At 54.7% G+C, this 26373-nt stretch carries 19 protein-coding genes; 6 read left to right on the top strand and 13 right to left on the bottom strand.

Annotated elements, in window-relative coordinates; translation table 11 throughout:
* Window positions 1-349: 349 nt before the first annotated feature.
* Complete coding sequence (locus FJM65_RS14915) at window positions 350-1615, top strand: DUF255 domain-containing protein (RefSeq protein WP_140622341.1); 1266 nt, start codon at window positions 350-352, stop codon at window positions 1613-1615.
* A gap of 256 nt (window positions 1616-1871) precedes the next feature.
* On the top strand, window positions 1872-3755 hold the full coding sequence (locus tag FJM65_RS14910; protein ID WP_140622340.1) for an ABC transporter ATP-binding protein: 1884 nt from the start codon (window positions 1872-1874) through the stop codon (window positions 3753-3755).
* A 363-nt stretch (window positions 3756-4118) separates the two neighbouring features.
* Here the strand turns inward: FJM65_RS14910 and FJM65_RS14905 are convergent, their stop codons facing one another.
* Window positions 4119-4868, bottom strand: a complete 750-nt coding sequence (locus FJM65_RS14905; RefSeq protein ID WP_140622339.1) for a 2,3-bisphosphoglycerate-dependent phosphoglycerate mutase — start codon at window positions 4866-4868, stop codon at window positions 4119-4121.
* 50 nt (window positions 4869-4918) lie between these two features.
* On the opposite strand from FJM65_RS14905, the gene FJM65_RS14900 reads away from it, so the two are divergent.
* Window positions 4919-5614, top strand: coding sequence for a DUF998 domain-containing protein (locus FJM65_RS14900; protein ID WP_181163735.1), 696 nt, complete (start codon window positions 4919-4921; stop codon window positions 5612-5614).
* On the opposite strand, the gene FJM65_RS14895 is transcribed toward FJM65_RS14900, so the two are convergent.
* Complete coding sequence (locus FJM65_RS14895) at window positions 5611-8223, bottom strand: phosphatidylglycerol lysyltransferase domain-containing protein (RefSeq protein ID WP_140622337.1); 2613 nt, start codon at window positions 8221-8223, stop codon at window positions 5611-5613. The two genes, FJM65_RS14900 and FJM65_RS14895, sit on opposite strands and share 4 nt — an antisense overlap.
* Before the next feature lie 83 nt (window positions 8224-8306).
* On the bottom strand, window positions 8307-9182 hold the full coding sequence (locus FJM65_RS14890) for a cyanophycinase (protein WP_140622336.1): 876 nt from the start codon (window positions 9180-9182) through the stop codon (window positions 8307-8309).
* A gap of 198 nt (window positions 9183-9380) precedes the next feature.
* On the opposite strand from FJM65_RS14890, the gene FJM65_RS14885 reads away from it, so the two are divergent.
* Window positions 9381-9953, top strand: coding sequence for an HdeD family acid-resistance protein (locus FJM65_RS14885; protein WP_140622335.1), 573 nt, complete (start codon window positions 9381-9383; stop codon window positions 9951-9953).
* A gap of 143 nt (window positions 9954-10096) precedes the next feature.
* On the opposite strand, the gene FJM65_RS14880 is transcribed toward FJM65_RS14885, so the two are convergent.
* From FJM65_RS14880 to FJM65_RS14855, 6 genes are all read right to left on the bottom strand, one after another.
* Window positions 10097-12172 (bottom strand): glycogen debranching protein, encoded by a 2076-nt coding sequence (locus tag FJM65_RS14880; RefSeq protein ID WP_140622334.1) that lies wholly within the window; start codon window positions 12170-12172, stop codon window positions 10097-10099.
* A gap of 103 nt (window positions 12173-12275) precedes the next feature.
* Entirely contained in the window at window positions 12276-14795 is a 2520-nt protein-coding gene (gene mgtA, locus FJM65_RS14875; protein ID WP_181163734.1) for a magnesium-translocating P-type ATPase, read from the bottom strand.
* Window positions 14796-14894: 99 nt separating this feature from the next.
* Window positions 14895-15635: a phosphatase PAP2 family protein gene (locus tag FJM65_RS14870; protein WP_140622332.1), complete on the bottom strand. Its 741-nt coding sequence runs from the start codon at window positions 15633-15635 to the stop codon at window positions 14895-14897.
* A 218-nt stretch (window positions 15636-15853) separates the two neighbouring features.
* Window positions 15854-16459 (bottom strand): rubrerythrin family protein, encoded by a 606-nt coding sequence (locus tag FJM65_RS14865; protein WP_140622331.1) that lies wholly within the window; start codon window positions 16457-16459, stop codon window positions 15854-15856.
* A gap of 279 nt (window positions 16460-16738) precedes the next feature.
* Window positions 16739-17356 (bottom strand): hypothetical protein, encoded by a 618-nt coding sequence (locus tag FJM65_RS21315; RefSeq protein WP_181163733.1) that lies wholly within the window; start codon window positions 17354-17356, stop codon window positions 16739-16741.
* A complete protein-coding gene (locus FJM65_RS14855; protein ID WP_140622329.1) occupies window positions 17343-17861 on the bottom strand; it encodes an RNA polymerase sigma factor in 519 nt (172 codons plus the stop codon). Before FJM65_RS14855 ends, FJM65_RS21315 begins: the two co-directional genes overlap by 14 nt.
* A 387-nt stretch (window positions 17862-18248) precedes the next feature.
* Here FJM65_RS14855 and FJM65_RS14850 point away from each other — a divergent pair, with 387 nt between their 5' ends.
* The gene (locus tag FJM65_RS14850; protein ID WP_140622328.1) at window positions 18249-20678 is read left to right on the top strand and encodes a TonB-dependent receptor; all 2430 of its coding nucleotides are present in this window, start codon (window positions 18249-18251) and stop codon (window positions 20676-20678) included.
* Window positions 20679-20720: 42 nt separating this feature from the next.
* Here FJM65_RS14850 and abc-f read toward each other — a convergent pair whose 3' ends face one another.
* A complete protein-coding gene (gene abc-f / locus FJM65_RS14845; RefSeq protein WP_317131345.1) occupies window positions 20721-22334 on the bottom strand; it encodes a ribosomal protection-like ABC-F family protein in 1614 nt (537 codons plus the stop codon).
* A gap of 323 nt (window positions 22335-22657) precedes the next feature.
* Here abc-f and FJM65_RS14840 point away from each other — a divergent pair, with 323 nt between their 5' ends.
* On the top strand, window positions 22658-23581 hold the full coding sequence (locus FJM65_RS14840; RefSeq protein ID WP_140622327.1) for a cation diffusion facilitator family transporter: 924 nt from the start codon (window positions 22658-22660) through the stop codon (window positions 23579-23581).
* Between the two features lie 80 nt (window positions 23582-23661).
* Here FJM65_RS14840 and FJM65_RS14835 read toward each other — a convergent pair whose 3' ends face one another.
* From FJM65_RS14835 to FJM65_RS14825, 3 genes are all read right to left on the bottom strand, one after another.
* Entirely contained in the window at window positions 23662-24117 is a 456-nt protein-coding gene (locus FJM65_RS14835; protein ID WP_140622326.1) for a ferritin-like domain-containing protein, read from the bottom strand.
* Between the two features lie 71 nt (window positions 24118-24188).
* A complete protein-coding gene (locus tag FJM65_RS14830) occupies window positions 24189-25421 on the bottom strand; it encodes a BaiN/RdsA family NAD(P)/FAD-dependent oxidoreductase (RefSeq protein WP_140622325.1) in 1233 nt (410 codons plus the stop codon).
* A gap of 118 nt (window positions 25422-25539) precedes the next feature.
* A complete protein-coding gene (locus FJM65_RS14825) occupies window positions 25540-26370 on the bottom strand; it encodes an SDR family oxidoreductase (RefSeq protein WP_140622324.1) in 831 nt (276 codons plus the stop codon).
* Window positions 26371-26373 lie beyond the last annotated feature (3 nt).

The following is a 26373-nucleotide window of genomic DNA, read 5'->3' as shown; positions in this document are numbered from 1 at the left end:
ACTGGCTCTTAAGGCCACAAAACCTAATTAATCTTATTCCTTCCTTTCTTCTCTTTTAACTCAAGTTAGAATATAAACTCAAACATAGGAAAACCTATAGTGCATTGAGAACGCACCATAGCCCCGTCCGTTGGCTAAATCTTTAATGCTTAAGGCTAAGCTTTATTAAAACCATAAAAGATTTGGGTATAAACGATTTTTTCGTATAATTACGAATAGTTCGTAAACCTTAAGGCTTTCATTCCCTTAATTGAGTATAATGACCTCCTGTAGAGTTGGAGCGGCATCGCAGCAGAAGCATAACCCTCCAATACATAATCAATTTCGTTCACTATAAAGCAAAGCAAACATGAAGATCAAACTTTTAGTTATTCTGTTCCTTACCATAGGCATTGCAAAGGCCCAGCCCTCAGCAGGCGTAAAATTCGAGAAAGGGCTCAGTTGGGCACAAATTCAGGAGAAGGCAAAAAAAGAGAACAAGTACATTTTCGTAGATGTGTTTACCACCTGGTGCGGTCCCTGCAAACTGATGGAAAGGGATATTTTCCCTCAAGCACAGGTAGGTGACTTTTTCAACACCAATTTTATTAATGTAAAAGTTCAGGCGGACCTTACTGACAGAGATAGTGAAGAAGTAAAGAACTGGTATAAAGACGCACAGGCCATCGTAACCACCTATAATGTCGACACATATCCCGTGTACCTCTTCTTCAGTCCGAAGGGTGAGCTTGTGCACAGGCTGAACGGGGCCTCACCAACTGCAGCGGATTTCATCGCGAAGGCAGAGTTGGCCCTGAGCGGGTATCCGAGTGAGAAATGGCAGTTTTTAAAAGGGAAAAAAGATCAAGACTTCCTTTTAAAGCTTCTAAAGTCAGCCCAGCTAATGAATGACAGGGAATTTATCCCTGTAGTTGCCAACTCCTATTTGGCTACTCAGGAAAATCTGCTGACCGAAGAGAACATCAAACTCATCGCTGTGTCCACCAGGAAAGTAGCTGACCCAGGTTTTCCAGTTTTAAGAAGTCATGCAGACAAAGCTGATCTAATATTAGGGAAAGGGAGAAGCGAGCTGATAGTCAAGACCGTAGTTTTCGATGAGCTTGTGCTGCCTTACTTAAGGATCAATGGAGTAAAGAAAGACTACGGTGGCGGGATGGTCTCGTATTCAGGTAAGGTGAACGAGCACGTGAACTGGGACGAGTTAAAGCAAACGCTGGACGTGAAGTTTCCTGATTTAGCCGACGCGATACTGATGAACTCCAAGCCGATGTACTACCAATGGACTAAGAACTGGCCCGCCTACGCTTCCTACATTACTTCGATGGAAAGGCAACTGGATAACCAACAGCTTGACAGCTACGCCAACAACTTGTTCCTTTTCTGTGAGGACACCGAAAGTCTGAAAGCTGCCTTGAAATGGTCTAAGGAGTTAGCCTTGCACAAGGACAAGAACAACCCGAGGTTCCTGTACACCTACGCTAACCTATTGTATAAGACAGGTAAAACAGAAGAAGCTATGAAAACCATGGGTGAGGCAGTCGAGCTTGCAGGAGCAAACGGTCAGTTTTTAGCGGAGATACTGGAAAAGATGAAGAGCGGTAAAAAGACTTGGTAGCTCAGTTGGCTGAAAATATTAAATAACGTCTTCTCCACTTGCTTTAGCTCCAGAGGATAGGAATAACATTAGCTAACAAAAGTTATAGCGCATTGAAATGCGCCATGGCCCAAACGTGGGCACTAAACCGCTATCCCCAGCCAAATTATAGGCAGAAAAAAAAATCAAGATAGCATAAGTCAGCGTTTATACTTCACGCTAAAGGCAGCATACGTATGTAGTATAGATAGTCGATGAGATAAATAAACGGGTAGCTATGGGAGCTGACCTTAAAGAACGTTACGCCCAGGCTCTGGCTGACCCACCTGTGGCGCCACCCGCCACGAGCCTGTCAAGCCTGGTGCTGGGCCTTGTAAAGCCGTACTGGACCTGGCTGGCCATTATTTTCCTGGCCATGCTGGCCGAAACAGGTATGAGCCTGGCTACGCCCTGGCCGCTTAAAGTGATCATCGACAACGTGATCGGCAACGAGCCCTTGCCGCATTGGCTGCTCTGGGTAGAAGACCTGCCGCTGGGAAGGCATAACATGGAGCTGGCCGCTGTGGCTGCCTCTGCCATGGTTTTGTTCAACGCCCTCGGCGGACTAGCCAGCTACACCAACAACTATTTCACCGAGAGCGTGGCGCAATACGTGGCCAACGACCTAAGACGGCGCATGTACCACCACTTGCTGCGGCTCTCGCTTTCCTACTACGATACCCACCAGGTCGGCAAACTGCTCAGTACCATCACCTCGGATGTGTCCACCATACAGGATTTTGCTTCTGAAACGCTTTTAAATATCCTCATCGATGCCCTGACTATAATCGGTATCCTCTCGCTGATGTTCTACCTAAACTGGGACTTTACGCTGATGGCGGTGAGTGTGTCTCCGTTTATACTTTTGTTTATCATACGGTTTAAAAAGGCGGTAAAAGCCGCTACGCATGAGGTACGGAAGGATCAGGCGGAGATGGTGGCCGTGCTGCAGCAGGGGCTGGAGTCCATACGCGCCATCAACGCCTACGGGCGGCAGGACCTGGAGGAGGACCGGCTGAAGCAGGTGAGCCTTGAGACGGTGGAGGCCGCCCTGAGGGCGCGTAAAATTAAGTCCATTGTCTCGCCGGTCGTAACCATACTTGTCTCGTTCTGCACCGCCTTTGTGCTTTGGCGTGGCGCCAGCCTGGTGCTGGCAGGCGTCATGACGATCGGGGCGCTGACGGTTTTCCTGTCGTACCTGAGCAAGTTTTTTAGTCCGATAAAGGACTTGGCTAAAATGACTACCAACATAGCCCAGGCTATGGTTGCCCTGGAGCGCATCCAGCAGATCCTGGAAACGGATATCATAATCCACCAGAAACCCAATGCCCGCAACCCAGGAAAACTCAAGGGGAATATCGTGTTTGAGAACGTTACATTTTCTTATGCAGATAACCTGCCGGTGCTGCATAACATCAGCCTTTTAATTCAGGCAGGCCAGCACGTTGGCATTTGTGGCCCAACAGGTAGCGGCAAGTCCACCATTGCCAGCCTCATCCCACGCTTTTACGACCCCGATGCCGGCAGAATCCTGATTGACGGCACCGACGTCCGGGACTTTACGCTGGAGGGGCTGCGCATGCAGATCGGCTTCGTGCTACAGGAGACGGTGCTGATTTACGGCTCTATACAGGAAAACATCGCCTACGGAAGGCCGGAGGCTACGGCGGCAGAAATCATAGAGGCTGCCAAACGGGCTAACGCCCATGACTTCATCTGCAGGTTTCCCAAAGGGTATCATACTTTGGTAGGGGAGCGGGGCATGACCCTCTCGGGCGGCGAGCGCCAGCGCATCGGTATAGCCCGGGCTATTGTGCGCAACTCGCCAATACTTATACTCGATGAACCCACCGCCTCGCTCGATACGGAAGCGGAGAGAAGTGTGCTGGAGGCCTTGGAGAATTTGATGCGGGGCCGAACCGTGATTACCATTACCCACCGCCTTCGCACCATCTGCCATGCCGATAAGATTTTTGTGATTAGGGAAGGTGTGGTAGCGGAAGAGGGCACACATGAGGAGCTGCTGCAGGCCGGGAAGCTTTATTCGGAGCTATACCAGCTGCAGGACAGGAAAGCGGTCACTATCAACGGATCGCCTCATGATACCCGTGTAAAGCCTTAAGAAGCTGCTTTTGGAGGGATGCCTGTCCCTGCAAAGACACACCTGTGACACGGCAACCGCAAGGGATTGCCAGGGCAGACAGCCCAAAGGCAGGAAGTGGGCCATGACGTTCTCCGCTCATGCTATTTTGTAAAGCCGCCAACGAATCCCCCGCACAGGCCGTAGATTTGTCTGCGCTATTTTAATATCAGCACAGCGGGAGAGTTGAACACTACCAGTTTTGAGATTCTGCTGTTCTTTGCGCTTTTCTCCATCTTTATTATCCGGGAGAAGAGGCATTTCTGGAAATCAATGCCCGGTAAGATTCTCCTGTTGGCCATCTCTGCCGATTTAGTACTGGGAATCCTGCTAACTACCTTTGGCTTAATTGGTTTTACTCCTGTTCCGTTTACCCAAACCCTTAGCATACTTGGTGTCTCGGCCTTCTTCTCTTTTGTGGTGAATGACTGGGTCAAGCTTTTTATTTACAGCAGGTGGTCTGGTGACTAGAGTGCTGTCGTTGGTTTTGATTGTAGCTGGGGCTATACATTTCTTCAGGTCTGCATCAAAAGTATACACTAAAGGCGTGGCGGTGGGTAGGTCATAGTGCGAGATAGCGTCCTGACTGAGCTGGTCCAGGTACATAACCAGGGCTCTCAGGCTGTTGCCGTGCGCCACCACCAGCACGTTCTCCCCCTGCCGCAGGTGCGGCTCAATCTGGCTGTGGTAATACCGGAGCACGCGTTGCTGCGTATCTTTCAGGCTTTCTCCGTGGGGAGGAGCCACATCAAAGCTGCGGCGCCAAAGCATTACCTGTTGTGCGCCATACTTCTCGGCGGTTTCCAGCTTGTTGAGCCCCTGCAGGTCGCCATAGTTGCGCTCGTTCAGCGCGCTATTTCGGTAAACGGGTATGTGCTCCTGCCCAATTTCTTTCAGGATGATCTGCAGGCTTTCCTGTGCACGCCGCAGGTCTGAGGTGTAGGCCACCGAAAATCTGATGCCTTTCAGGTGGTGCCCTGCCAACCGTGCCTCCTGCCGGCCGTGGGGGGTGAGGGCCACGTCCACCGTGCCTGTGAAGCGGTTTTCCAGGTTCCACTGTGACTGCCCGTGCCGTATCAATACCAGTAGTGCCATATACTAACGTATACGATTTAGTAAGCCTAGAAGGAAGCATAAACTAGTTTGTGTTTAGCAAGGAAGCACAAGTGAGAGAAGCCATACATGCGAGAAGCCGTTTCAGCAGAGGTCTGATGAGGGCCGGAGCCGTCAGTTGCTTTACGGCTTGCATCGGCGATTTTGTGGTGACCTCTCTGTTATCCATGCTATACCCCGGGTATAACTTCATTGAGCAGTCCGAGAGCTTACTGAGCGTTTCCGGCAGCCCGGTAGCCCATTGGGTCGCCGCCTGGAGTGTTGTCTTTACCGGCTTGTTGGTCCTTTTCGCCCTGGGGCTACAGGTTGCTTTCGGGAAAACGCACCGGGGCATTACCTTGCTGTGCTGGCTGGTCGCGATCTACGGCATAGGAGAGGGCCTGATCTCGGGGCTGTTCCCTTATGATTTCGTCCATGGCAGGCTTACCGTTGCTGGGCAGATTCATGCGGTGGGAGGTATAGCAGGGCAGGCGGGTTTATACTTTGTGCCGGCGGTTGCCTGGTACGCCCTGCACGGCGAACACCCGGGTATAAAAGTGCTGTCTGTGCTGGTCATGGTGGCAGGTGGTGTTTTCCTGTTGCTCTTCGGTGCCGCAAAGCTGCACCTGATCGGTTACCGGGGGCTGTGGCAGCGGCTTTTTATGGGCGTATACTTTCTGTACCTCATGTATCTGGCCTGGCTGACCTACAGGCAGGCGGGGAAATCGCAGGTTCGGGCAAGTACCTAAACAGCAGCCTCCGATACTTTTTTGAGAGCCACCGGCACCTGCAGCAGCTGGTAATCATCTTCATACGCCAGGTATTTCTTCTCCCAGGCGGGGGAGAACTTCTCTTTATACTTCCGCAGCCCTTTAAAATGCCCGAAAGCCCGCAGGTGCTCATAGGCAAAGCGGACCGTCTTTTGCGGAACGTTCCTGCCGTCTATCCCCGACATCGGCGCAAGCCCCATGTTCACCTGCTGAAAGCCCTTGGATTTAAAGTATAGAAACGCCTGGCATAGCAGCATATCCAAAGTGCCGTTAGGGGCGTCGGGCAGTTGGCGGATCAGGTCGTACACGGCCATGCCCGGCACACCGCAAGGCACCACGTCCAGAAAAGCGTATACTTTTTCATCCGCATTCTCAATCGTCATGATCGGGTGGTTCTTCAGGATGGCCGGATCAAAAACGCCTTCGGTAAACGTCAGCTCCGCCTGTTCCTTGTCCTGCAGCCACTCGGCCGATACCAGCTCGAGCTTTTGCAGCAGGCCAGCTTTAATAGGAGGATCGTATACTTTAAAAACATAGCCATCGGCCGTGAGTTTGCGCACAGCGTTCCGGTTCGCGTGCATTTTGCTACCTTCCAGCGTAAACGACGGCAGGTCCACAATGGCTTCTTCGCCTACCGTAAAGCTTTTCTTGCCCAGCGAAGTATAAAGAGGCAAACTTGCTTCGGGCACGCGGTAATAAGCAGCGGTAAACCCGTTTTCAGCACAATACTCGTCAAAGGCCTCTATAGCTGCCTTCATCGCCTCCGGATCTGCGGCTACGGGGTCTTCCAGGGCAATGGCCAGGTGCCGCCATACTTTAAAAGAGACAAAAGCCTGTTTGTCCGGTGTGAAGAAGAAAAGCTTGTCGGGGTAGGTTTTAAAGTAGTCGAGCGAGGAGTGGCCATACTTGCCGGTGAGTTCGGAGGCCAGCGCTTTCTCTTCGGCAGAGTTAAACGGCTGCGCGAAGTAAGGGCGCAGCAGGCCGTACAGCACAAACACCAGGTAGGCGGCCCCCGCCGTGTAGAGCGAAAAAATAAACCAGCGGGCAAAGGGAGTAAGGGGCTCTATTCCGGCGTTATCGAAAGTGAAAAAGAGCCGCAGCACCTGCCGGAGCGCCTGGTCGAGGCTGAACTCCTGCCCGAAATGCACCTTATCCATGAAGAAGAAGCCCAGCACGCCGTAGAGCATGACCAGGAGCAGCCCGTAGACCAGCACCAGGATGCTCAGCCTGGTGTAGCGCGGGTGCGGCACTAAACTATAAGCCGAGCGGGTATAGAGCAGGCTGATGAGCGTAAAGGCTGCAAACAGCGCCTCTTCGTAGTCGATGGCTTTGGTAAGGTGCCCGATAATGGAAAGGGACACCAGTACCACCGCCAGCAGCCAGGCGCGCCGGGAGCCTTGCAGCAGGAACACCGCCAGCAGCATCAGCACCATGCCTACCACCATCACCAACCCATTCGAGGCGGAGATAACCTCCTCCGGAAAAACCTCCCGGACAAACTCCAGGCGGGTAGGAACGGCCGGCGCAATAACGGAAAGCACGTTAACGATGCCCGTGAAAAAGAGCAGCAGCGCCGGAAATACCCGCAGCAGGAAACTATCCTTTCGGATGAAAAAGCTGCCCACCCCGGCCAGGAGCGGCAACCAAAAATCGAACAGCCGAAATAGCAGCGTGACAGAGGCTGCGGCCACGACCGGCAGTCCGTACTGGGTAAGTATAAAGGTCATGGCTACCTCAATGGCTCCCAGGCCCCGCAGCACCGGTGACGCGATCAGCAGGATCATCATGACCATGTAGCCGATGAAGGCCGCCGGCCAGCTCGCCTCGTACCCCAGGGCCAGCATGGAAATGAACAAATGAGAAACCCCGATGCACTCAATGACCACAGAGGCCGCTAAGGCAGCCCCAAGCTGACGGCGGTCCAGGGGCTTTGAGGTGATCTCGTCGAGCAGGGCAGCCCATGGCGGCAGCCGCTTGTGAAGCAAACGGTAGGCCCAGCCACGCTTCAGGACAGAAACCAGCGCCGCGATCATGGCCGCTGTCAGCAGCACCAGGAAAATAAAGCCTAGTAGCGCAGGCGTCTGTAGCTGCCCCCGCAGTAGCGCAAAGCCCAGCACCGGCACCGCAATGATGATGACAGAGAGCATGCCGCAGATACTGTAGAGCGAGGAGGCCAGGTATACATGCGTTTTGTTTACCTGGTCCGACGCTACCTGGCGGGAAAAGAACACCAGCGAGGAGAAGCCTCCGGCAGGCAACAGCACGCTGACCAGGTTGCGCTTCAGGAACAGCAGCACCGTTTGGGTTAGGGCTACCGTTTTTCCCAGCGACCTGAAGCAGCGCACATACATCTCGCCCTGCAGTAGGATATGGCAGGCGGTCAGCAGCGCTCCCAGCAGCAGAAAGGACACCTTTGCCTGGCGCAACTGGCGCTGTATGGCCGCCAGCTCGATTTGCTGATGCTGCATGAAATATACAGCCATGGCCAGCAGGAACAAAGCCAACGACCCCTGCCAGAAGTATAGGTTGTGCAGCAGGTGGGGAAGTATGGTGGTTCGCTTCTGTGCCGGTAGCGCGTTGTTTTCCATGGCAGGGGAAGTTATGGTATAGAATCCCTCAGTTGCCTCTTCTCATCCTCCTCAATTGCCACAGCCTGAGGAGAACCGGTCTTTTACTTTACACATGCCTCTCCTTCTTTCAAAAACCTGCCATGTTGTACCAGGTAGCACTTGCCTTTGGGCAACACGTGCAGGAGCAAGTGCTCCAGGCAGAGCGCCTCGCCGTTGGGTATATCAGGAAAATTGTTTTCATACAGCTGCCGTCCATCTATCAGGATCACCAGGCCGGAGCCAATGGTTTCGATCACATTCCCGTTCCGGATCAGCACGCCGGTGTCTTCGCCCAGCCCAATGCCGATGCGGTCCGGGTAAGCTGCGATCGCCTCCATGAGGCGTGGCATGCGGCGCCGGTTTATAAAGTGCGTGTCGATGAGCATGGCTGGCAGTAGGGACAGCCCTTCTCCCAGGCGAACAGTCCCTTTTGCCAGTATGCGCCTGTGCTCCGCGCTTTTGATCATGATGTTGCAGAGCGCCATGGCACCTGCGCTGGTGCCGGAGATCAGGAATTTTTCTTCCTGCTGGTAGCGCTCCTGCAGTATACTTAGCGCCTGCGTGTGCAGAAAGGCAGCCGCTATCCTGCTTTGGTCGCCGCCCGTAAACAGGATGCCGTGCGCCTTCCGCAGGCGCTCCAGGTTTTCCGGCCTGTCTGCCTCCTCCGGCGAGCGGATGTGCAGGGTGCCGACGTTGTGGCTGTCGAGTAGGTGAAAAGCATGTACGTAGGCCGCCGCCATCTCTTCCGGTATAAGAGAGGCCGTGGTCACTATTTCCAGCCTGGATTCTGTGCCGTACAGTTCCAGGTGTATGCGCTCGAGTATTCCCTGCTGAAAGAAGTTGATCTTTCTTCTCAGGCTTGGCCTGGTAGGCAAGGGGTAGGAGCCCCTATCCACATTCCCGCCAATGGCGACGATCTTTCCTTTAGGAACATGCATTAGATTAAAGCGGATGCTGCAGGACAGCGGTGGTAGTTTTTTTGTATTTTATACGGTATAATTTAAACAAAACAGTATTGTTTTAGTAAAAATACTTGAGCAGCTGGTATAACAGCCCTGCTTCTTCCCCGGTGCCTGCGCCAGCGCCAGGCCGCATGCTGCTTTCCTGTAGTATAGCAACCCTAAATCAAATTATAGATGGAACTGGTATTTTACAGGCACTGGTGGCTGTTGAGCCTGAAAGGTGCCGCGTTGATCATCCTGGGCATTTTAGCCTTTATATACCCACTTAGCCTTGTAATCGGTTTAGCTCTGTACATCGGACTGGTGCTAGCCTTAATGGGGGTTTTAACCATAGTCGCGGCCTTTGCCAACCGCGAGAAGAGCCAGTGGGGCTGGATTCTGGCCGTTGGGCTTTTTGATGTGGTGCTGGGGGCGGTTCTGGTGGTTTTCCCGCTACAGTCAGTTATGGCTTTTGCTATCCTGACCGGCTTTTGGGCTATTTTCACGGGTATGCTGCAGATTGTGGCTTTTTTCTCTGTACGTAAAGCCCATTCTGCTACCTGGGGGTTCATGTTACTGACGGGGGTACTGGCGATTGTGCTGGGCATGTTCCTGATCTGGAGCCCGCTTAGCGGGGCAGTGGCCGTCACATACCTGCTGGGCGTGGAAGCGCTTTTGATAGGTATCATGAGCCTGGTATATTCCTTCCGGCTACGAAAGATCGCTTCACCTGCGCCGGGCGAGGGGCCTTTTCAGCTTTCGCACTGAGACAGCCTGCGCTACTTCATCCAGCATACTTAGGAGCGGTACAAAGCAGTTCGTGCGCGGTAAAGTCGGTTTCGGCATTTCGCTGGCCATGGCGGTATGCAAACAGACCAGTGCCGGTAGTATACGGCTCAGGAGCCTGGGCTTCATATACTATAGGAACTGGCAGGTTGAGCAGTATCCCGCACCAAAACGGCAACAGCACGCGCCTGAAGGGTATAGCTGGCGGTTTTTACTTCCTCCTTCTCCTGCTCGTCCAGGAAATCGTGCGGGGAGGGCAGGCTGGTGTCTGCCACCCGATACCAGGGGCCGGGCTCCATCAGCTTAAATTCTATACTTTCCCAAAAGGCGTTTACCAGCACATACAGGTCCTTGTCTCCCAAAGCTGCACCGGATAGGAAGTAGGCCAGGGTATGGGAGGCAGCGGAGAAGTCCACCGGCCCGTTGGGGCCATACCATTTCACGTCGTCGCGCCAGAAGCGGCTCCGGCCCAGGCTGGGGTGGCGCTTCCGGAAGGCAATGGCTCTCTTTGCAAACGCAAAATGCTCCTGCATCAGCCCCATCCTGTCCCAGTTGAGCCAGGTGGTGGGGTTGTCCTGGTTGTAGGGGTTGTTGTTGCCGCCCTGCGTTTGCAGGAACTCATCGCCTGCCACAAACATGGGCGTGCCGTTTGCCAGCATGAGCAGCAGAAAGAGGTTCTTGGCCTGTTGCCGGCGCAGCCTGAGCACCGCCTCCGGCACCGCCTCATCGCCTTCCCAGCCGCAGTTCCAGCTGTAGTTTACCGTAAAGCCGTCCTGGTTCTGGTGGCCGTTGGCCATGTTGTGCTTTTTGTTGTAGCTAACCAGGTCGTAGAGCGTAAAGCCGTCATGGGAGGTAACGTAGTTTATACTTTGGTAGGGATGGTAGGCATGGAGCAAATCGTCCGGAAAGAGGTTGTCGCTGCCGTAGAGGCGCTGCATCAACGCCGCCACCTGGCCTTCATCGCCCCGCACAAAGCGCCGTACATCGTCCCGGAAGCCGCTGTTCCATTGTAGCCAGGTGCTGCCCGGAAAACTGCGCCCCAGTTGGTAGAGCCCCTGTGCGTCCCAAGGCTCCGCGATCAGCCGTACCTGTGCCAGGTCAGGGTCGGTGGCTATGTCGGAGAAGATAGGCGCCTCGCCCACCGAGCCGTCGGAGCGGCGGGTAAAGATAGAGGCCAGGTCAAAACGGAAGCCGTCCACGTGCATCTCCTTCACCCAATACCTTAGGCTGTCCATGATCATGCGCTGCACCGCGGGGTGGTCGGTACGGAGCGTGTTGCCGGTGCCACTGAAATTCAGGTAGGGGTCTTCCGGGTCGTTCTGGATCAGGTAATACGTGGATGGGTCTATTCCTTTCAGGTGGTAAGTAGGGCCGATCATGCCTTCCTCTGTCGTGTGGCTGAAGGCAACGTCCAGAAGCACCTCTATACCTGCCTTGTGCAGCTCCCGCACCATGGTCTTAAACTCCACCACCGCCCCTGATGGGCTCTGGTCGGCCGCATAGCTTTTGTGCGGCGAGAAGAAGTTGAGCGGCAGATAGCCCCAATAGTCGCCGGCGTGCGGGTCGAACTGTTGTATGGGCATTAGCTCTACGGCCGTTATGCCCAACTCCTTCAGGAAGGGAATTTTTTCTACTACACCTGCAAACGTGCCTGCCTTTTCGTTGGCTATGCCTGCGCTGGGGCTGCGGGTGAATCCCCGCACGTGCATTTCGTAAATAACCAAATCATGCTCGTGCGGCGCCATACGGTCACCCTGCCAATCGAACTCGTAGGGCGGCAGCATGATGTAGCCCAACGGGGCCTTGCCAATGTTAGTGCCCGGCCGGCTGGCGGCGCTGCGGCTGAAGTTTGGCGGGAAAAACACCTCCCGGGCATAAGGGTCGAGCAGGAGTTTCTGCGGGTCCACGTTGCAGAGCAGGCTCAGCTCATCGGCGCAGCCGTGCACCTGGAAGCCATAGTACGTGGCACCGCCCATGTCGGAACGCTTAAGCCGGCAATGCCAGACCCGCTGCGATTTGTGCACCAGCGGGTTAAAGTCAAACGTGCTGGTTGGCGTTTCGTACACCCCCTCCCGAAACAGCAGGAGCTTCACCTTGGTGGCGTTCCTGGAGTACAGGGTAAAGTTAAAGGCGTCTTCCTCCGGGATGAAGCTTACTCCCAGCGGGTTAGGCGATCCTTCAATAGTGTGCCATGATGCCATAAGAGGAGGTTTGGGACCTACATAAGTATGATCAGGAGCTTATCTTAACTGATGAAAGGGTTTACGTAATAATTACTGCCAGGATAGTATACTTTGCTTTACATCAGGCGCGGGGCTGGGCGTTTGTGGTAACCGAACGGAAGAACCACAGCTTGAGCAGCTCGGCCGTGACGACATAGGCCAGCACAATACCCACAAGGGCGAAAGCCTGTGCCTGGTGGGCAATGGTCAGGCTCAGGGCAGGGGCCAGCGGAGAGAGCGGCAGCCATGCCGTAACGGCTAGGGCTAGCAGGGCGATCAGCAAAAGCGGCCTGGCTGGCTTGCTTCGGAGCAGCGGCTTGCGGGTCCGGATAACGAAGATGATGACCAACTCTGTAGCAACCGACTCCAGGAACCAGCCGGTCTGGAAAGGGGCGTCGCGGAGGCCGAAGTAAAAGAACAGGGTATAGAAGGTGGCAAAGTCGAAAACGGAGCTGTGCAGGCCAAAAACCACCATAAACCTGCGGATGAGGCGGATGTCCCACTTCAGTGGCCTGAGGAGCTGTTCCTCATCCACCCGGTCGGCGGCTATGGCCAGGTAGGGGAAATCGGAGATCAGGTTGGTGAGCAGGATCTGCTTGGGCAGCATGGGCAGGAAGGGGAGGGCCAGAGAGGCGCCGGCCACGCTGAACATGTTGCCGAAGGTGGCGCCCGTGGTGGCGAAAATGTACTTCATGGAATTGGAAAAGGACTTGCGTCCCTCGTGCACCCCGTCGGCCAGTACTTCCAGGTCGTTCTCCAGCAGCACGAAGTCGGCGGCCTCCCGGGCCACGTCCACGGCGTTGTTGGTGGAGATGCCGGTGTCGGCCGCGTGAATGGCCGCCACGTCGTTGATGCCGTCGCCCAGGTAAGCCACCCGAAACCTGGACTTCTGCAGGGCCCGCACGATGCGCTCTTTCTGGTGGGGCTCTATCTCCGCGAAAATATCCACAGCGGCCGTCCTCACCGTGAGCGCCTCCGGGGCCATGCTGTTCAGTTCCTGCCCCGTCAGGATGCTGTCGCTGCCCATGCCGAGGGCTTTGGCTGCATGCCGGGCCGCAAAGCGGTTGTCGCCGGTGACGATCTTTACCGCAATCCCCATTTTCTCCAGCCGCCCGATAGAGTCCCGGGCGCTTTCCTTCAGTTTGTCCTCCAGCAGTATAAATCCCTGGAACACCATTTCCTGCTCGTCCTGGTGGGTAATATCGGAACTGGAAGTATACTTAAAGGCGATTCCCAGCACACGCAGTCCCTCCCGGCTATAGGTTTCCAGCTTTGCCTGTATCTGCTGGCGTTGTGTTTCTTTCAGCGTCTGCTCCGTACCCGCCTCATCCAGGTAAAGCCCGCATACCGCCAGCACGTTGGGCAGTGCTCCTTTAGTGATAATGATGTTGCCGGCCTCGCCCCGGACAGCAATGCTCAGGCGCTTGCGGATAAAATCATAGGGGATCTCATCGAGCTTTTCATAGCCCTCCGTTTTCAGGGGCAGTGCCCGGATCACTTCATCGATCGGGTTTGAAAAGCCCTGCTGAAAGGAGGCGTTGAGGAAGGCATAGAGCCGCGCTTTGGGATCCGGTTTTCCTGCCGTATTCACAACATCGTATACTTTGGCAGAGCCTTCGGTGATGGTGCCGGTCTTATCGGTGCACAGCACGTTGACCTCGCCGAAGTTGAAGATGGAGGAAAGGCGCTTGACGATGACCTTCCGAGCGACCATGCGCTTGGCGCCTGCCGACATGGCGAAGGTCATGATTGCCGGGAGCAGCTCCGGGGCCATGCCCACGGCCAACGCCAGTGCAAAGAGCAGTGAGTTGAAGAAAGGCTTGTCGAAGTACAGGCTAGTACCAAGTATGATAACGGAAAGCAGCACCGTGATCCGGAGCAGGAAATAGCCGAAGGATCTGAGCCCGGCCTCAAAGGCGGTGGGGGTAACCTGGGTGAGGCTGTGGGCCATTTGCCCGAAAATGGTGGCGCTGCCGGTATGCACGGCCAGAGCCCTGGCCGTGCCGCTCACCACGCTGGTGCCCCGCCACAGGCAGTTGCTTTTCTGGTGCAGCGGCGTGCTCTCCGGCAGTACACCCGCTTGTTTGGCCACCGGGAAGCTTTCGCCTGTCAGGGCGCTCTCGTTAACGTGCAGCTCATTGCTCTCGATAATGCGGCAGTCCGCCGGGAGCAGGTCACCGGCATGGAGCACCACCACATCGCCTGGCACTACCTCCTGCGCCGGCACGTGCTTCTCCCTGCCTTCCCTTATCACCTGATGCCTTACCTCGATCATCTTCAGGAGCTTCTCTACCGCCCTGCCTGCGTGCAGCTCCTGCAAAAAGCTTAGCAAAGCAGAGATGAGCAGGATCACCAGTACAATAAAGGCATCGGATGTGTCGCCCAGAAAGGCGGAAAGTATAACGACAAGTATGAGCAGCAGCATGAGCGGGCTCCTGAACTGGTTGATCAGCAGCTTCGCCTCCCACCTGAACCGCGACGGGGTTCTGGTTTTTCTTTTCTGGGCAGCCACCCGTCGCCTGGCCGTATGCGTGTGAAGCCCGGCAGCACCGGAGTGGAGCTGATGGAAGAGCTGATCGATGCTGTCGGAGGCAAGGTTCACAATTGTTGAGCGGGTAACTGGCTATCTTTCAGATAATATAGTGTACGTGCAAGCAATAATATTTGTAGGGACGGTGGTTAGCTGGCGTGAGCGATACCTTTACTTTTGGATTGGTTTAAGCCTGTAGCTGCCAAGATACTTCTTGTACCTTTTCACATAGAACCGCTCCAGCCGGCTCATCAGGTACAGGGACAGCATCAGCCAGAGTATGCCGAAGAGGTAGCCCGCCGCTACATCGGTGGCGTAGTGCACACGCAGGTAAACGCGGCTAAACCCGATGAGCAGGACAAAAAGCGTCAGGAGTGAAATCAGCACCCAGCGCCATACTTTACGCGAAACAGTTGTCCAGATGATGTAGCCCAGCACACCATAGAAGACGCCGCCAATCATGGCGTGGCCGCTCGGGAAACTAAGCCCGGGCACGACCAGGAGGCCGAGCTCGGGCCTTGGGCGCACAAAGTAATGTTTCAGGAAGGTGTTCAGGACGGAGACGGTGAAGGAAATCAACAGCATGCGCAGGCTGTTCCACTGCATGCTCCTGTAAAAGGACAGCACCAGCACAGACAGCGCCATGGCCACGATCAGGTATTCATCCGAGCCGAAAAAGGAAACGTGGCGCATGAAGTGCGTCATGCCGGGGGAGGATAGGCTTTGCGCGATGTCAAACATCCTGGTGTCAAAGCCCGTGTCACCCTCCGAGAACACTTCATGGACCAGTTGGAAAAGCGCATAGAGACAGAGGAGAAAGAGAAACGTCAGGGTAAGGAACTTTACGGAAAGCAGTGCCAGTGCATGCAGCAGCGCGCGCGCCGCATACTTAAGGCGTGGTAGCGTTTTCAATTTAGGTTGCTCCCGGATGTTCCAAACGATTTAGGGTTTTGCATACAGAAAGGGCGGGTTCGCTTCAGTTTATACTTTGCCCTGTCCTCCGGCTTTCATACTTTTCCCGCCGCAGTCTTTCCCATCGCCTTAGCGCCGAACCGAGTATAAAGGAAGCTGCTGCGCCGTGAGTGATGGCGTGTTGCCTCTGCTTTAATCTGAACCGTGTAGAGGTCCTTTTACTCGATCTTCCTGAACTCCTCACCCTCGTGCTCTGGCTTCGGAGCCTGCTCTCCGGGGTCAATGGCTATGGTGGAGCCTGTCACGGAGCTGACGTAGTAGTCCTTGGCTTTGTTCTGGCCCAGGTGCTTTAAGGCATCTTTAAACAGTTTCTCGTGCTGCGCCTCGGCCTGCATGGCATAGGTAAAGGATTTTTCGGCCTGCGCCGCCTTCTCCTGTTTGGCGATTTTCACGAACTCAGGGTATAACGACTCTGTTTCCTGCTTTTCTCCCTCTATCGGCTCCTCCAGGTTGTCATGGGTAGTTTCTACCTCTACCTCTTCATACGCGATCTCTGCCGGCGTACCGCCCATGGCCTCAATCGCTTGCCTGTGGTTTTGCATGTGCACGGTCTCCGATTGGGAGACTGCCCGGAAGAGCTTGGCGACCTGCTCATGGTTCTCCTCGGCGGCTTTGCTGGCAAACAGCTCATAGCGCCGTGCCGCATTCGCCTCTGCCTGGTAGGCTTTCTGCAGGTTATCCAGTGTCTGGCTTTGCTGCTGCGGCTGCGCAAACGCTAACCCTATCAGAAGCAAGGCAACTAAAAAGATAGTGAGCATTTTCATCTTTGTATAAATTGTTTAAAATTATATTACAATTATACATATCTTGATAGGGTAAGTTGTGGCAGAAGCCGTTATTCCGTCAACCCTCTCTACTCAACTGTGAAAGCGCCCATGCTCCTGTGTGGCCAACTTGGTATAAGTGTAAACGCCGCGACAGAAATGCGTCAGAACGATAAAGTATGGCGGCAGCTACAAATGGATGGACCTTTATTTTCAAGACGCATTTTATTTGATTAAGGGCGGTGTACGCAGGCTGAACGGACCTGCCGGAAAGTGAAATCAGCTTTTGTAGTCGTCCAAAATGGACTGCAGCTCCTGCAGGGGCCGGTTAAAGTACTTTCTGTTCTCACTCCGGATAGCCAGCAGGCAGCTCAGCAACGTGAGCGCGTAGGTAACAGCGGCCCCTAGGGGGAAGGCCATGACCCCTCCGGGGAAGAACAAGTTGAACACCAGCACCACCCCGATGGCTGACAGGAGCGGGATCCAAGCGAGCTCATACCTTCTTTTGAAGGCGTAAAAGCTTGCCAGCCGGTTTCGCTGCCGGGTGACGGAGGCATGGATAGAAGCCATACTTTCCCGGTTGACCTTGGACAGGGCCATCTGCTTGTAGCGCCTGAGCATCATGGCCGTAAAGGGCACGGTGGCCAGCAAGCCCGTCAGGCCAAGCACCAGGGTGCCCGTGTCGTTCCAATGCCGGATCATCACGTGGGTCAGCAGGGCGTAAACGATCAGGTGAAACGTGAACGAGGCCCAGAAGTAGCGAAAGATCATGTTGTGCTGCTTTTTCATACGTAATTGGATTAAGGTGCCGAAAGACGCTTTGTCGTAGGGGGAGGCGGCGGGGAAGGCCTGCGGGCCTTTGTCCCACTGCCGCTTCAGGTCATCAAGAGCTGACATGGCTGCAGGGTTTAGGTGGTTTCTTCATAAAGGACTCCAGTTGTTTCTTGATCCGGACCAGGCGTACGCTCACGTTTGATTTGGAAAGCCCCGTGATTTGGGCGATCTCCTCGTAGCGCAGATCCTCGAGGTAAAGCAGCACGATTGCCTTATTGAGTGGCGGCAAGGCGGCGATGGCCTCGCGCAGCAGGAGCATGCTTTCCTCCCCGTCCTCGGGAGGCGGGTCGGGTATCTGGTGGTGGCTGGGTGAGAGCGACTGGGTTTTGTCCTTGCTGTTCTTCCGCCGGTAGGTCAGGGCCGTGTTCAGGCAGACCCGGTACATCCAGGTCGAGAATTTGGAGCGGCCGTCGAAGCAGGGGTAGGAGCGCCACAGCTGGTAGAGCATTTCCTGCACCAGGTCCTGCCGCTCGTCCTTGTCGGCGAGGTAGAGGCCGCACACCTTATGCGCAATGCCCAGGTGCTGGTTTATCCGCTGAAGAAAGGTATCGTCTATGGCTGCGCTCATGCTCTCGGTTTACATTCGGTTTTAGGGTTAGTTGCATCCGATGAGGAAAAACTACAGGAAGGGAAGATTTTTTTCAAAGGCAATATAAAAGTCTTCAGCCTAAATATGGGCAGCCTGGCTCAAAACTGAACCTGGTATTGTTTCTCTGCATTAAAGTAATGATGTTGCCTCGACTTCTCTTGAAGCTTAGCCGAGGCGATATTGCTACCTGGTTTGTGAAAGCCGCGATCTACGAGTTCCCTTAGCACCTGCCTGTTTACTCCATGCTTATACACTGCGCCCGCTCCTTTTTATCATGCTTTTAATCTTTAAAAAAGAAAGAAAAGATGCTTAAAACAATTTTGCCGGAAGCCTGTAGTACGAGCATCATCCTATGCAAAGGTGCCCATGAAACAAATACTTCTACTCCTTCTTCTTTTGCCAACACTTGCCCTGGCGCAAACTGGCATTATTACCGGCACGGTGCGCGACCGGAACACGCAGGAGCCGCTGATCGGCGTGTCGGTGCAGGTGGCGGGAACGCAGCTCGGAACGGTGAGCAACGAAGAGGGCGCTTTTAGGATAGAAAGTATACCGGTGGGCAGCTACACTGTGCAGAGTTCCTATGTCGGGTATCAGCCGCAGTCCCGCTTCAACGTGAACGTGACGGTAGGCAACGTGCAGATCCTTAACTTTGAGCTGGCACCGACAGCCAGCCAGCTGCAGCAGGTGGAGGTGGTGGCCAACCGCAGGCAAAGTGCCGCTGTGGCCGACCTGATCACACCGCTATCGGTGCAGCGCCTGACCACAGAGGAGATCCGCAGCAACCCCGGCGGCAACTTCGATATCTCGAAGGTGGTGCAGGTGTTGCCGGGTGTGGCCACCAACGGCGGCGGGGGCGGCGGCCGCAACGACCTGATCATACGCGGTGGCGCCCCGAGCGAAAACGTGTACTACCTCGACGGCATCGAAATCCCGCTCATCAACCACTTCACCACGCAGGGCAGCGCCGGAGGAGCCACCGGTATACTAAACGTTTCATTTATCGAGGACCTGAAACTAAGCTCCTCCGCTTTTGACGCGCGTTACGACAATGCACTGGCGGCGGTGTTTGAGTTCAGGCAGCGCTACGGCAACCCGGAGCGTTTCTCGGGCAACGTGCGCTTGAGCGGCTCAGAATTTGCCACTACCTTAGAGGGGCCTGTAGGAGCCAAAACAACTTACCTGGTATCAGCCAGAAAATCATACTTAGAGTTCCTCTTCAAGCTCTTAGACCTGCCCATCCGGCCCAGTTACTGGGACTTTCAGTATAAAGTGGAGCATAAGCTGAGTGACAAGACCTCCCTTTCCTTTATCGGTGTGGGGGCGATAGACGATTTCTCGTTTGGGGTGCCGCGCGAGAGCACGCCGGAAAATGAGTACATTCTGCGTTCCACGCCCTACATCAACCAATGGAACTATACCACCGGTGTGGCTGTGAAAAGGCTGGTGAACGACGGTTACGTGAACCTGGCCCTAAGCCGCAACGCCTTCGACAATGCCCTGAAAAAGTATGAGGCCGCCGAAGAAGGGCAAAACCAGGCGCTCACGCTAAACACCAGCTCCCGCGAAACGGAAAACAAGCTGCGCCTCGACGTGAACAAGTATAAAAACGGCTGGCGCTATGCCTATGGCGTATCGGGGCAGTATGTGCAGTTCACCAACGATATCTTCAGCGTGATTAGGAAAGAACTGCGCGACGAGCAGAACAACCTGGTGCAGCCGGGCGTGACGCTGGACTACAACACTGACCTGGACTTCTTCCGCTACGGCGCCTTTGGGCAGGTGTCAAGGTCGGTGCTGGACAGCAAACTGGGGCTGTCGCTGGGTATCCGCTCGGATATGAACTCCTTTACCGAGGACGGTAACAACCCCCTGAAAACGCTCTCGCCGCGCCTTGCCATCTCCTACTTGCTGAACGATAAGTGGACGCTGAACGCCTCTTCCGGGGTGTACTATAAACTGCCGACCTACACGGTGCTGGGGTACCAGGAGGAGGGGAAGTACCTGAATCAAAAAGCGGACTACATCCGGGCCATCCATTACGTGCTGGGCACTGAGTTTCTGCCGCGCCCGGACTTGCGCTTTACCCTGGAAGCCTTCTACAAAGACTACGGCAATTACCCGGTATCCCTTCGGGATGGCATCTCCTTGGCGAACCAGGGCGGCGACTTTGGCGCCATTGGCAACGAGGCAGTCGTGACAAGCGGGAAGGGCAGAGCCTACGGGGCGGAGTTCTACCTGCAGAAAAAGCTGACGGGTAGCCTGTTCTCAGTGTTCTCCTATACTTATGTGGTGAGCGAGTTTGCCGGACTGGATGGCCCTTACGTCTCCAGCGCCTGGGATTACCGCCACCTGGTGTCGGGCTTGCTGGGCAAGAAGCTGCCGCGCAACTGGGAGCTGGGTGCCAAGTATAGGTTTGCCGGCGGTGCGCCTGCCACTCCCTTCGACCTGGAGGCATCCCGAAGAAACTACGCCTCGCTGGGGGTGGGTATACTGGATTACACCAGGCTGAACTCTGAGCGCCTGCAGCCTTTCAGCCAGTTAGACGTGCGTATCGACAAGAAATGGAACTTCAACCGCATCACGCTGGACCTGTTTCTGGACATGGCCAACGTGCTGGCCAGCAGCACCCCGGGCTTCGACCGTTATACTTTCCAGCGCACTGAGGATAATTCCGGCTTTGCCACCACCGATGGAAACCCGCTGCGCGCTGACGGCAGCAACGCCGTTCCGGTGGTGCTGAAAAACACGGACGGCAACCTGGTGCCAACGCTGGGGTTTATTGTCGAGTTTTAGGAGCTGTGCGTAGAAGCGGCAACTATATCTTGATAACCTAGCTTACAGCGGCTGGCTTAGCTCAATTGTTCGTTCGATGTTGATCTGCTCCAGAAAATACTGGTCGTGGGACACAACCAGAAGTGTGCCCTGATACGCGTTGACAGCAGCGGTCAGGATCTCTATGTTTTGGATGTCCAGGTTGTTTGTTGGCTCGTCAAGTATAATCACGTCCGGGGCATGGTTACGGATGGTGAGGCAGCAAAGCGAGAGGCGCATCTTCTCACCTCCGCTCAGGGCGCTGCAAGGTTTGTCCCAGTCATCCTTTGAAAACAGGAACCTGTCCAACCTGATTTTTACCTCGTGTTCCTGCAAGGCTGAGTAGTTAAATTGCTGCGCCTGCGCGTAAACGGTAAGCCGGTTGTCGATTAAAGAGTAGTCTTGGTCAATGTACACAGCGGCCAGGTCTGCTCTATAGATTGATCCTGCCTTTGGCGCATGCTCACCAAGTATGATTTTAATCAGGGTGGTTTTTCCTGAACCGTTCAGGCCCTTGAGTGCGATTCGTTCGCCGCTGGTTATCTGAAAACTCAACGGAGACCTCCATAGCGGCAGCCCTTCATACCCATAGTTGATCTCGGTGGCCTTCACCAGTATCTTTCCTTTGTGTAGGGCAGCGTGGTCGAAACCAAACTTCATTTTGTCCTGATCGGGCAGCTCATTTCGCAGCGCTTGCAGCTCCTGTGTTATAGCTCCTGTTTTCTCGGCGTGGACACCCTTTAGCTTGGATGTGCTGTTCTCAGCGCTGTTCCGGAGGGTGTTCATCACTATTTTAGGAACTCCCGCTTTTGCCTGTTTTTTCTTCCCGCGCGCGTCCAGCTTGTGCTGCCTTTCCAGCGCGTCTCGCTCCACTTCCCTGGCTTTCCGAAGCGCTTTTTCCTTGCTTTTTACATCCTCCTGCAAGGCCTGGCCTTCAATCTGTTTCTGCTCCCGGTAGAAGTCGTAGTTGCCGCCATACCCGGTGATGCCGCGTTTGCTCAACTCAAATACCATATCCAGCAGGTTAAGCAACTTCCTGTCGTGGCTCACGACCAGCAGCGTGTTTGAAGTTGATTGCATATACCCATACAACAGCTGCCTGCCGGCTGTGTCGAGGTGGTTACTGGGCTCATCGAGTAATACCAGGTTGGGCTGATGGATAGCGATACCGGCAAGGAAAACCCGGGTTTTTTGTCCGCCGCTGAGGCTTTGCATCTGCTGCGCCAGGTCCAGGCCTTCCAGTTGCCAGTGAGACAAGGCTTGCTGGCAACGCTCTTCTATGGTCCAATCATCATTTAGCAGGGCCAGGTTCTCCTCCGTTACATTTCCCTCCAGGATTTCTCTCAACGACCGGAGTTTATCCTCTATCTGAAGGGCCTGGGCTACGGTAAGGCCGTTGAACTGCCCAAAAACCTGAGGGACAAAGTATGGCTTCGCGTCAGCCCTTACTTGCCCGGAAGAAGGGTGTAGGGCACCCGCTATAATCTTAAGGAGTGTGGATTTCCCAGCTCCGTTATTGCCAACCAAGGCAGCCTTGCCTGGGCGGCTGAGGGAGAGGTTAATGTTGTCGAATAATAACTCTTTATTGGGATGTGTGTAGGAGACGTTCTGTAGCGTAAGCATAATTTCTTTCTTCAAAAGGTGAAAAATTTAGAGAGCCGCTTCCGGATTCCCTATCTGTTTTGACTGAAAGAAAATAATGATTACATGGATGTGGCGTTGGTAGCTTTGTCTGTAAATATACGAAAGTCTTTGCTGTTGAGCGAAATCTATGGATAAATGCAGGTGCTATCGAGCTGATTGTTACGCTTTCAGCGCTTTGCAGGCTTGTTAGCTAAGCCCTTGCCAGGCCTCATTGTTGCTGTTCAGATCCTTCCTGCCGCAACACCCTGCTTCTGTGGTAGCAGCAACCTCAGGTAGGTGGTGCCGTAGGAAAAGTACCAAAACCTATACCATATACTATGAATGTAAAGACCTCGAAGCTGCCGCTGTACGGTGCACTGGTTGCTAACCTGGCCATTGCCGTGATGAAGTTCATCGCGGCTGCCATCAGCGGCAGTTCTGCCATGCTATCAGAGGGAATCCACTCTATGGTAGACACGGGCAACTCCCTGCTACTGCTCTTCGGCCTCAAAAAAAGCCAGAAACCAGCCGATGCCTCTCATCCTTTTGGCCACGGCAAAGAGTTATACTTCTGGTCGCTGATCGTGGCTATTCTCATCTTTGCGGTAGGCGGTGGCATGTCGATGTACGAAGGAATTGCGCACTTGCGGCACCCCGAGCAGATAGAAGATCCCACCCTGAGCTATATTGTGCTGATAGGAGCCATGGTGTTTGAAGGGGCTGCCTGGATAGTGGCGTATAAAAACTTTCAAAAAGGGCGCATAGAAAAGAATTTCCTTAAGGCGCTGCGGGCCAGCAAAGACCCGGCTACCTTTACCGTGCTGTTCGAAGACTCTGCCGCCCTTACAGGGCTTGTGGTGGCGCTGGCGGGTGTTTTCCTAAGCACGCACACCGGAGATCCACTGTACGACGGGCTGGCTTCAGTGATCATCGGGCTTATCCTGGCCAGCGTGTCGGTGTTGCTGGTGATAGAAAGCAAAGGGCTGCTGATAGGCGAGGGAGCCAACCGGATGACGGTGGAAAGCATCAGCCGCATAGCCACCGATGACCCGGCCGTGGAGCGGATTGCGCCGCCGCTGACCATGCACATGGGGCCTTACGAAATACTATTGGCTATTGAAGTGCAGTTTCGGGATGAGCTCACAGCCTCGGAGGTAGAGATGGCCGTGGCCCGGCTGGAAAAATCGGTTTTTGAGCAGCACCCCGAAGTAAAGCGCATCTTTATCGAGGCAAAGTCAATCACCGGCAAAACAAAAGTATAAAGTACCCGCAGGTGCAGCAGCGAGGTAGGCATAAAAAAGGAGCCGGTTCAGGCTCCTTTTTTTATGCTATAAAGTATAAATTACTTGTTCTCTCGGGCTGTATCGCGCAGCGTGCGGATGTGGTCGTGTGCGTTTTTAACGTCCTGGTACTGCTGCTCCACGATCTGCTTTAGCTGGGCAGGCAGGTCTTTTTCCAGGGCCTCTTTATAAGCCTTCACCGCGTAATCCTCGCCGCGCTCGCACTCCTCCAGCACACGCACTCTGTCACGGGCGGTCAAGGCAGACTTCAGGTCGATCCAGGCGCGGTGCATGGTGCCCTCAATAGAGCTTGACTCCTCGTCGGTGTGGCCCATTTTGTGCAACTGGTCCTGCAGCTCAGTGATCATGCTGTCGCGCTGCACGGCATACTTGCGGAAGAGGTCTTTCAGGTCCTGGTCTTCCACGTCTTCAGATGCAGTTTTATAGCCTTTGGCGCCGTCTTTACACCTTTCGATCAGGTGGTGTACAGTAGAATGTACTTCTTTATTAATTTCCATAGTTTTATCAGTTTTGTTCTAATATGCAGTAATACTGATATGGCTGTATTTTGGTTGCCAAAAAGGAAATTCTAAAGCTCGGTGGCCATGGCTGTGCCAGCCAGGTGGCCGGTGGTCCAGGCGGCCTGGAAATTGAAGCCGCCGGTGATACCGTCTATGTCCAGCACCTCACCGGCAAAGTATAAGCCCGGCAGCAGGCGGCTTTCCATGGTCTTCATGTTTACCTGGCGCAAATCCACGCCACCGCAGGTAACAAACTCCTCTTTAAAAGTGGTTTTGCCGTTTACCTGCACAGGCATGCGCAGCAGGGCTTCCACCAGCTTGTTTGTGTTTTTGGCCGGAAGCTCGGCCCAGCGCACCAACTCCGGGACTTGTGCCAGCTGTGTTAGTCCCTGCCAGAGGCGCTGCGGCAAGCCAAACAAAGGGTTAGAGGCCACGGTTTTCTTGGGGTGGGCCTGGCGGTACTGCTGCAGGTGTTCCCGCAGGGTTTCTTCGGTTTGGTCGGGCACCCACTGGATGAGGGCCGTGAACGTATACTTCTGCTCGTAAAAAAGGCGGGCACCCCAGGCTGATAGTTTTAAGACCGCAGGGCCGGAGTAGCCCCAGTGGGTGATGAGCAGCGGCCCCTCATACTCCAGCTTTTGCCCGGCAATGCGCACCCGCGCGTGCGGCACCGAAACGCCTTGCAGCTCTTTTAACGGCGAGGAAGGGACATTGAAGGTAAACAGCGAGGGAACAGGCGCCTGTATCGTATGGCCCAGTTGGCGCAGCCAATCATAGCTCTGGCTTTTGGGGCTGCCGCCGGTGCTCACCAACACTTTATCCGCTTTCATGGAGTCGCCGCTGCTGAGGGTAAGTATAAAGTATGGCTGCGCACCTGTCTGCACAGATTCTATGCGCTCCACGCCTGCGCCGGTCCGGATCTCTACGCCAGCTTTCTGGGCTTCCTGCAGCAGGCACTTTACAATCGTTTCGGAGCTGTCTGTTACCGGGAACATGCGCCCGTCTGGTTCGGCTTTTAGCTGCACGCCCCGTTGCGCAAACCACGCTACCGTTTCGCGGGCACCGAAACTTTTGAAGGCCTCTTTCAGCTGCTTTCCGCCTCGCGGGTAAAACTGCGAGAGAATAGCCGGGGCGAAGCAGTGGTGGGTCACGTTGCAGCGCCCGCCGCCCGAAACGCGCACCTTGGAGAGCAGCTTCCCGGTCTTCTCCAGCAGCACGACCTTGGCGCTTGGGTTTGCCTCGGCACAGGCTATCGCTCCGAAAAAACCGGCCGCGCCGCCTCCTATTACAACTATATTCATGACCTAAGCTCTTGTTTGCGGATTGTTACCTGCTGTTGCAAATGAGGGCAGTCCTGCACCATGGTGCGGTTTGGGACACTCCGGTGAGAAAGGACGACAGGAACAATCAACCGCAAAGCTACGAAAAGAATGCCATAGGGTCGGGGTGCAGGAAAGTATAGGATAGCTCCTCTTTGAGTTTCTGGCTGCTGATGAGTTTGAAGCTGGTGGCATCCATGTCGGAGAACTGCGGGGCCGGAAGGGCCAGGTCCTGGGCGGCGGCGGCGTAAAACGCGTGGCGCAGCGGGTGTCCGTCTGCACAGGCATTGTAGACTTTCCCCCACCGGTTCTCTTCCAGAATACGCATTAGTATGGCCAGGCAGTCTTCCAGGTGAATGATGTTTACCGGCGCATCGCCGTTGGGCACATTCGACTTGCCCGCCAGAAACCTGCCGGGGTGGCGCGAGCCGCCCACCAGTCCGCCAAAGCGCACGACTGTCGTCATCCACTCCTCCCGCTCCTGAAAGAGCTTCTCCGCCTGCAGCAGCATGTTATTGGGCGCCGCCTCTTCGGTATATGAGATGTCCTCCTCTGTTACCACGCGGTTAAGGTCCTGGTACACCGAAGTGGAGGAAACGAACAGCAGCCTGTTCACTTCGGAGCCGAGCATGTACTGCAGCAGGAGGCGCATCTGCTGCAGGTAAACCTCCCCGCCATCCGACCGCAGGCGCGGCGGGATGTTGAGCACCAGCACGTCGGTGTCCAGAAAATCCAATAGCGCGTCCTTGTCCAGCATCTCTTCCGAGAGGTTCAGCAGGTAGGGCTGTATGTTTTTTTCCAGCAGCACCTCTACCTTTTCTGGCGAGGTGGTAGAGCCTTTTACATTATAGCCCTGCTGCAGGAGCCTTTCTGCCAGGGGAAAGCCCAGCCACCCGCAGCCCATGATACTGACAGTTCTAACGTCCTCCATAGT

Origin of the sequence: Pontibacter mangrovi, assembly GCF_006385705.1 — a bacterium.
GTDB lineage: Bacteria > Bacteroidota > Bacteroidia > Cytophagales > Hymenobacteraceae > Pontibacter > Pontibacter mangrovi.
Note: the sequence above shows the minus strand (reverse complement) of the source record. Positions and strands in the feature narration are given on the sequence as shown.

What these genes read in the sequence shown, in the direction of transcription:
- FJM65_RS14915 (WP_140622341.1), top strand. Translation starts at nt 350, where the DNA reads ATGAAGATCAAACTTTTAGTTATTCTGTTCCTTACCATAGGCATTGCA.
- FJM65_RS14910 (WP_140622340.1), top strand. Translation starts at nt 1,872, where the DNA reads ATGGGAGCTGACCTTAAAGAACGTTACGCCCAGGCTCTGGCTGACCCA.
- FJM65_RS14905 (WP_140622339.1), bottom strand. Translation starts at nt 4,868, where the DNA reads ATGGCACTACTGGTATTGATACGGCACGGGCAGTCACAGTGGAACCTG.
- FJM65_RS14895 (WP_140622337.1), bottom strand. Translation starts at nt 8,223, where the DNA reads ATGGAAAACAACGCGCTACCGGCACAGAAGCGAACCACCATACTTCCC.
- FJM65_RS14890 (WP_140622336.1), bottom strand. Translation starts at nt 9,182, where the DNA reads ATGCATGTTCCTAAAGGAAAGATCGTCGCCATTGGCGGGAATGTGGAT.
- FJM65_RS14885 (WP_140622335.1), top strand. Translation starts at nt 9,381, where the DNA reads ATGGAACTGGTATTTTACAGGCACTGGTGGCTGTTGAGCCTGAAAGGT.
- FJM65_RS14880 (WP_140622334.1), bottom strand. Translation starts at nt 12,172, where the DNA reads ATGGCATCATGGCACACTATTGAAGGATCGCCTAACCCGCTGGGAGTA.
- FJM65_RS14865 (WP_140622331.1), bottom strand. Translation starts at nt 16,459, where the DNA reads ATGAAAATGCTCACTATCTTTTTAGTTGCCTTGCTTCTGATAGGGTTA.
- FJM65_RS21315 (WP_181163733.1), bottom strand. Translation starts at nt 17,356, where the DNA reads ATGTCAGCTCTTGATGACCTGAAGCGGCAGTGGGACAAAGGCCCGCAG.
- FJM65_RS14855 (WP_140622329.1), bottom strand. Translation starts at nt 17,861, where the DNA reads ATGAGCGCAGCCATAGACGATACCTTTCTTCAGCGGATAAACCAGCAC.
- FJM65_RS14850 (WP_140622328.1), top strand. Translation starts at nt 18,249, where the DNA reads ATGAAACAAATACTTCTACTCCTTCTTCTTTTGCCAACACTTGCCCTG.
- FJM65_RS14840 (WP_140622327.1), top strand. Translation starts at nt 22,658, where the DNA reads ATGAATGTAAAGACCTCGAAGCTGCCGCTGTACGGTGCACTGGTTGCT.
- FJM65_RS14835 (WP_140622326.1), bottom strand. Translation starts at nt 24,117, where the DNA reads ATGGAAATTAATAAAGAAGTACATTCTACTGTACACCACCTGATCGAA.
- FJM65_RS14830 (WP_140622325.1), bottom strand. Translation starts at nt 25,421, where the DNA reads ATGAATATAGTTGTAATAGGAGGCGGCGCGGCCGGTTTTTTCGGAGCG.
- FJM65_RS14825 (WP_140622324.1), bottom strand. Translation starts at nt 26,370, where the DNA reads ATGGAGGACGTTAGAACTGTCAGTATCATGGGCTGCGGGTGGCTGGGC.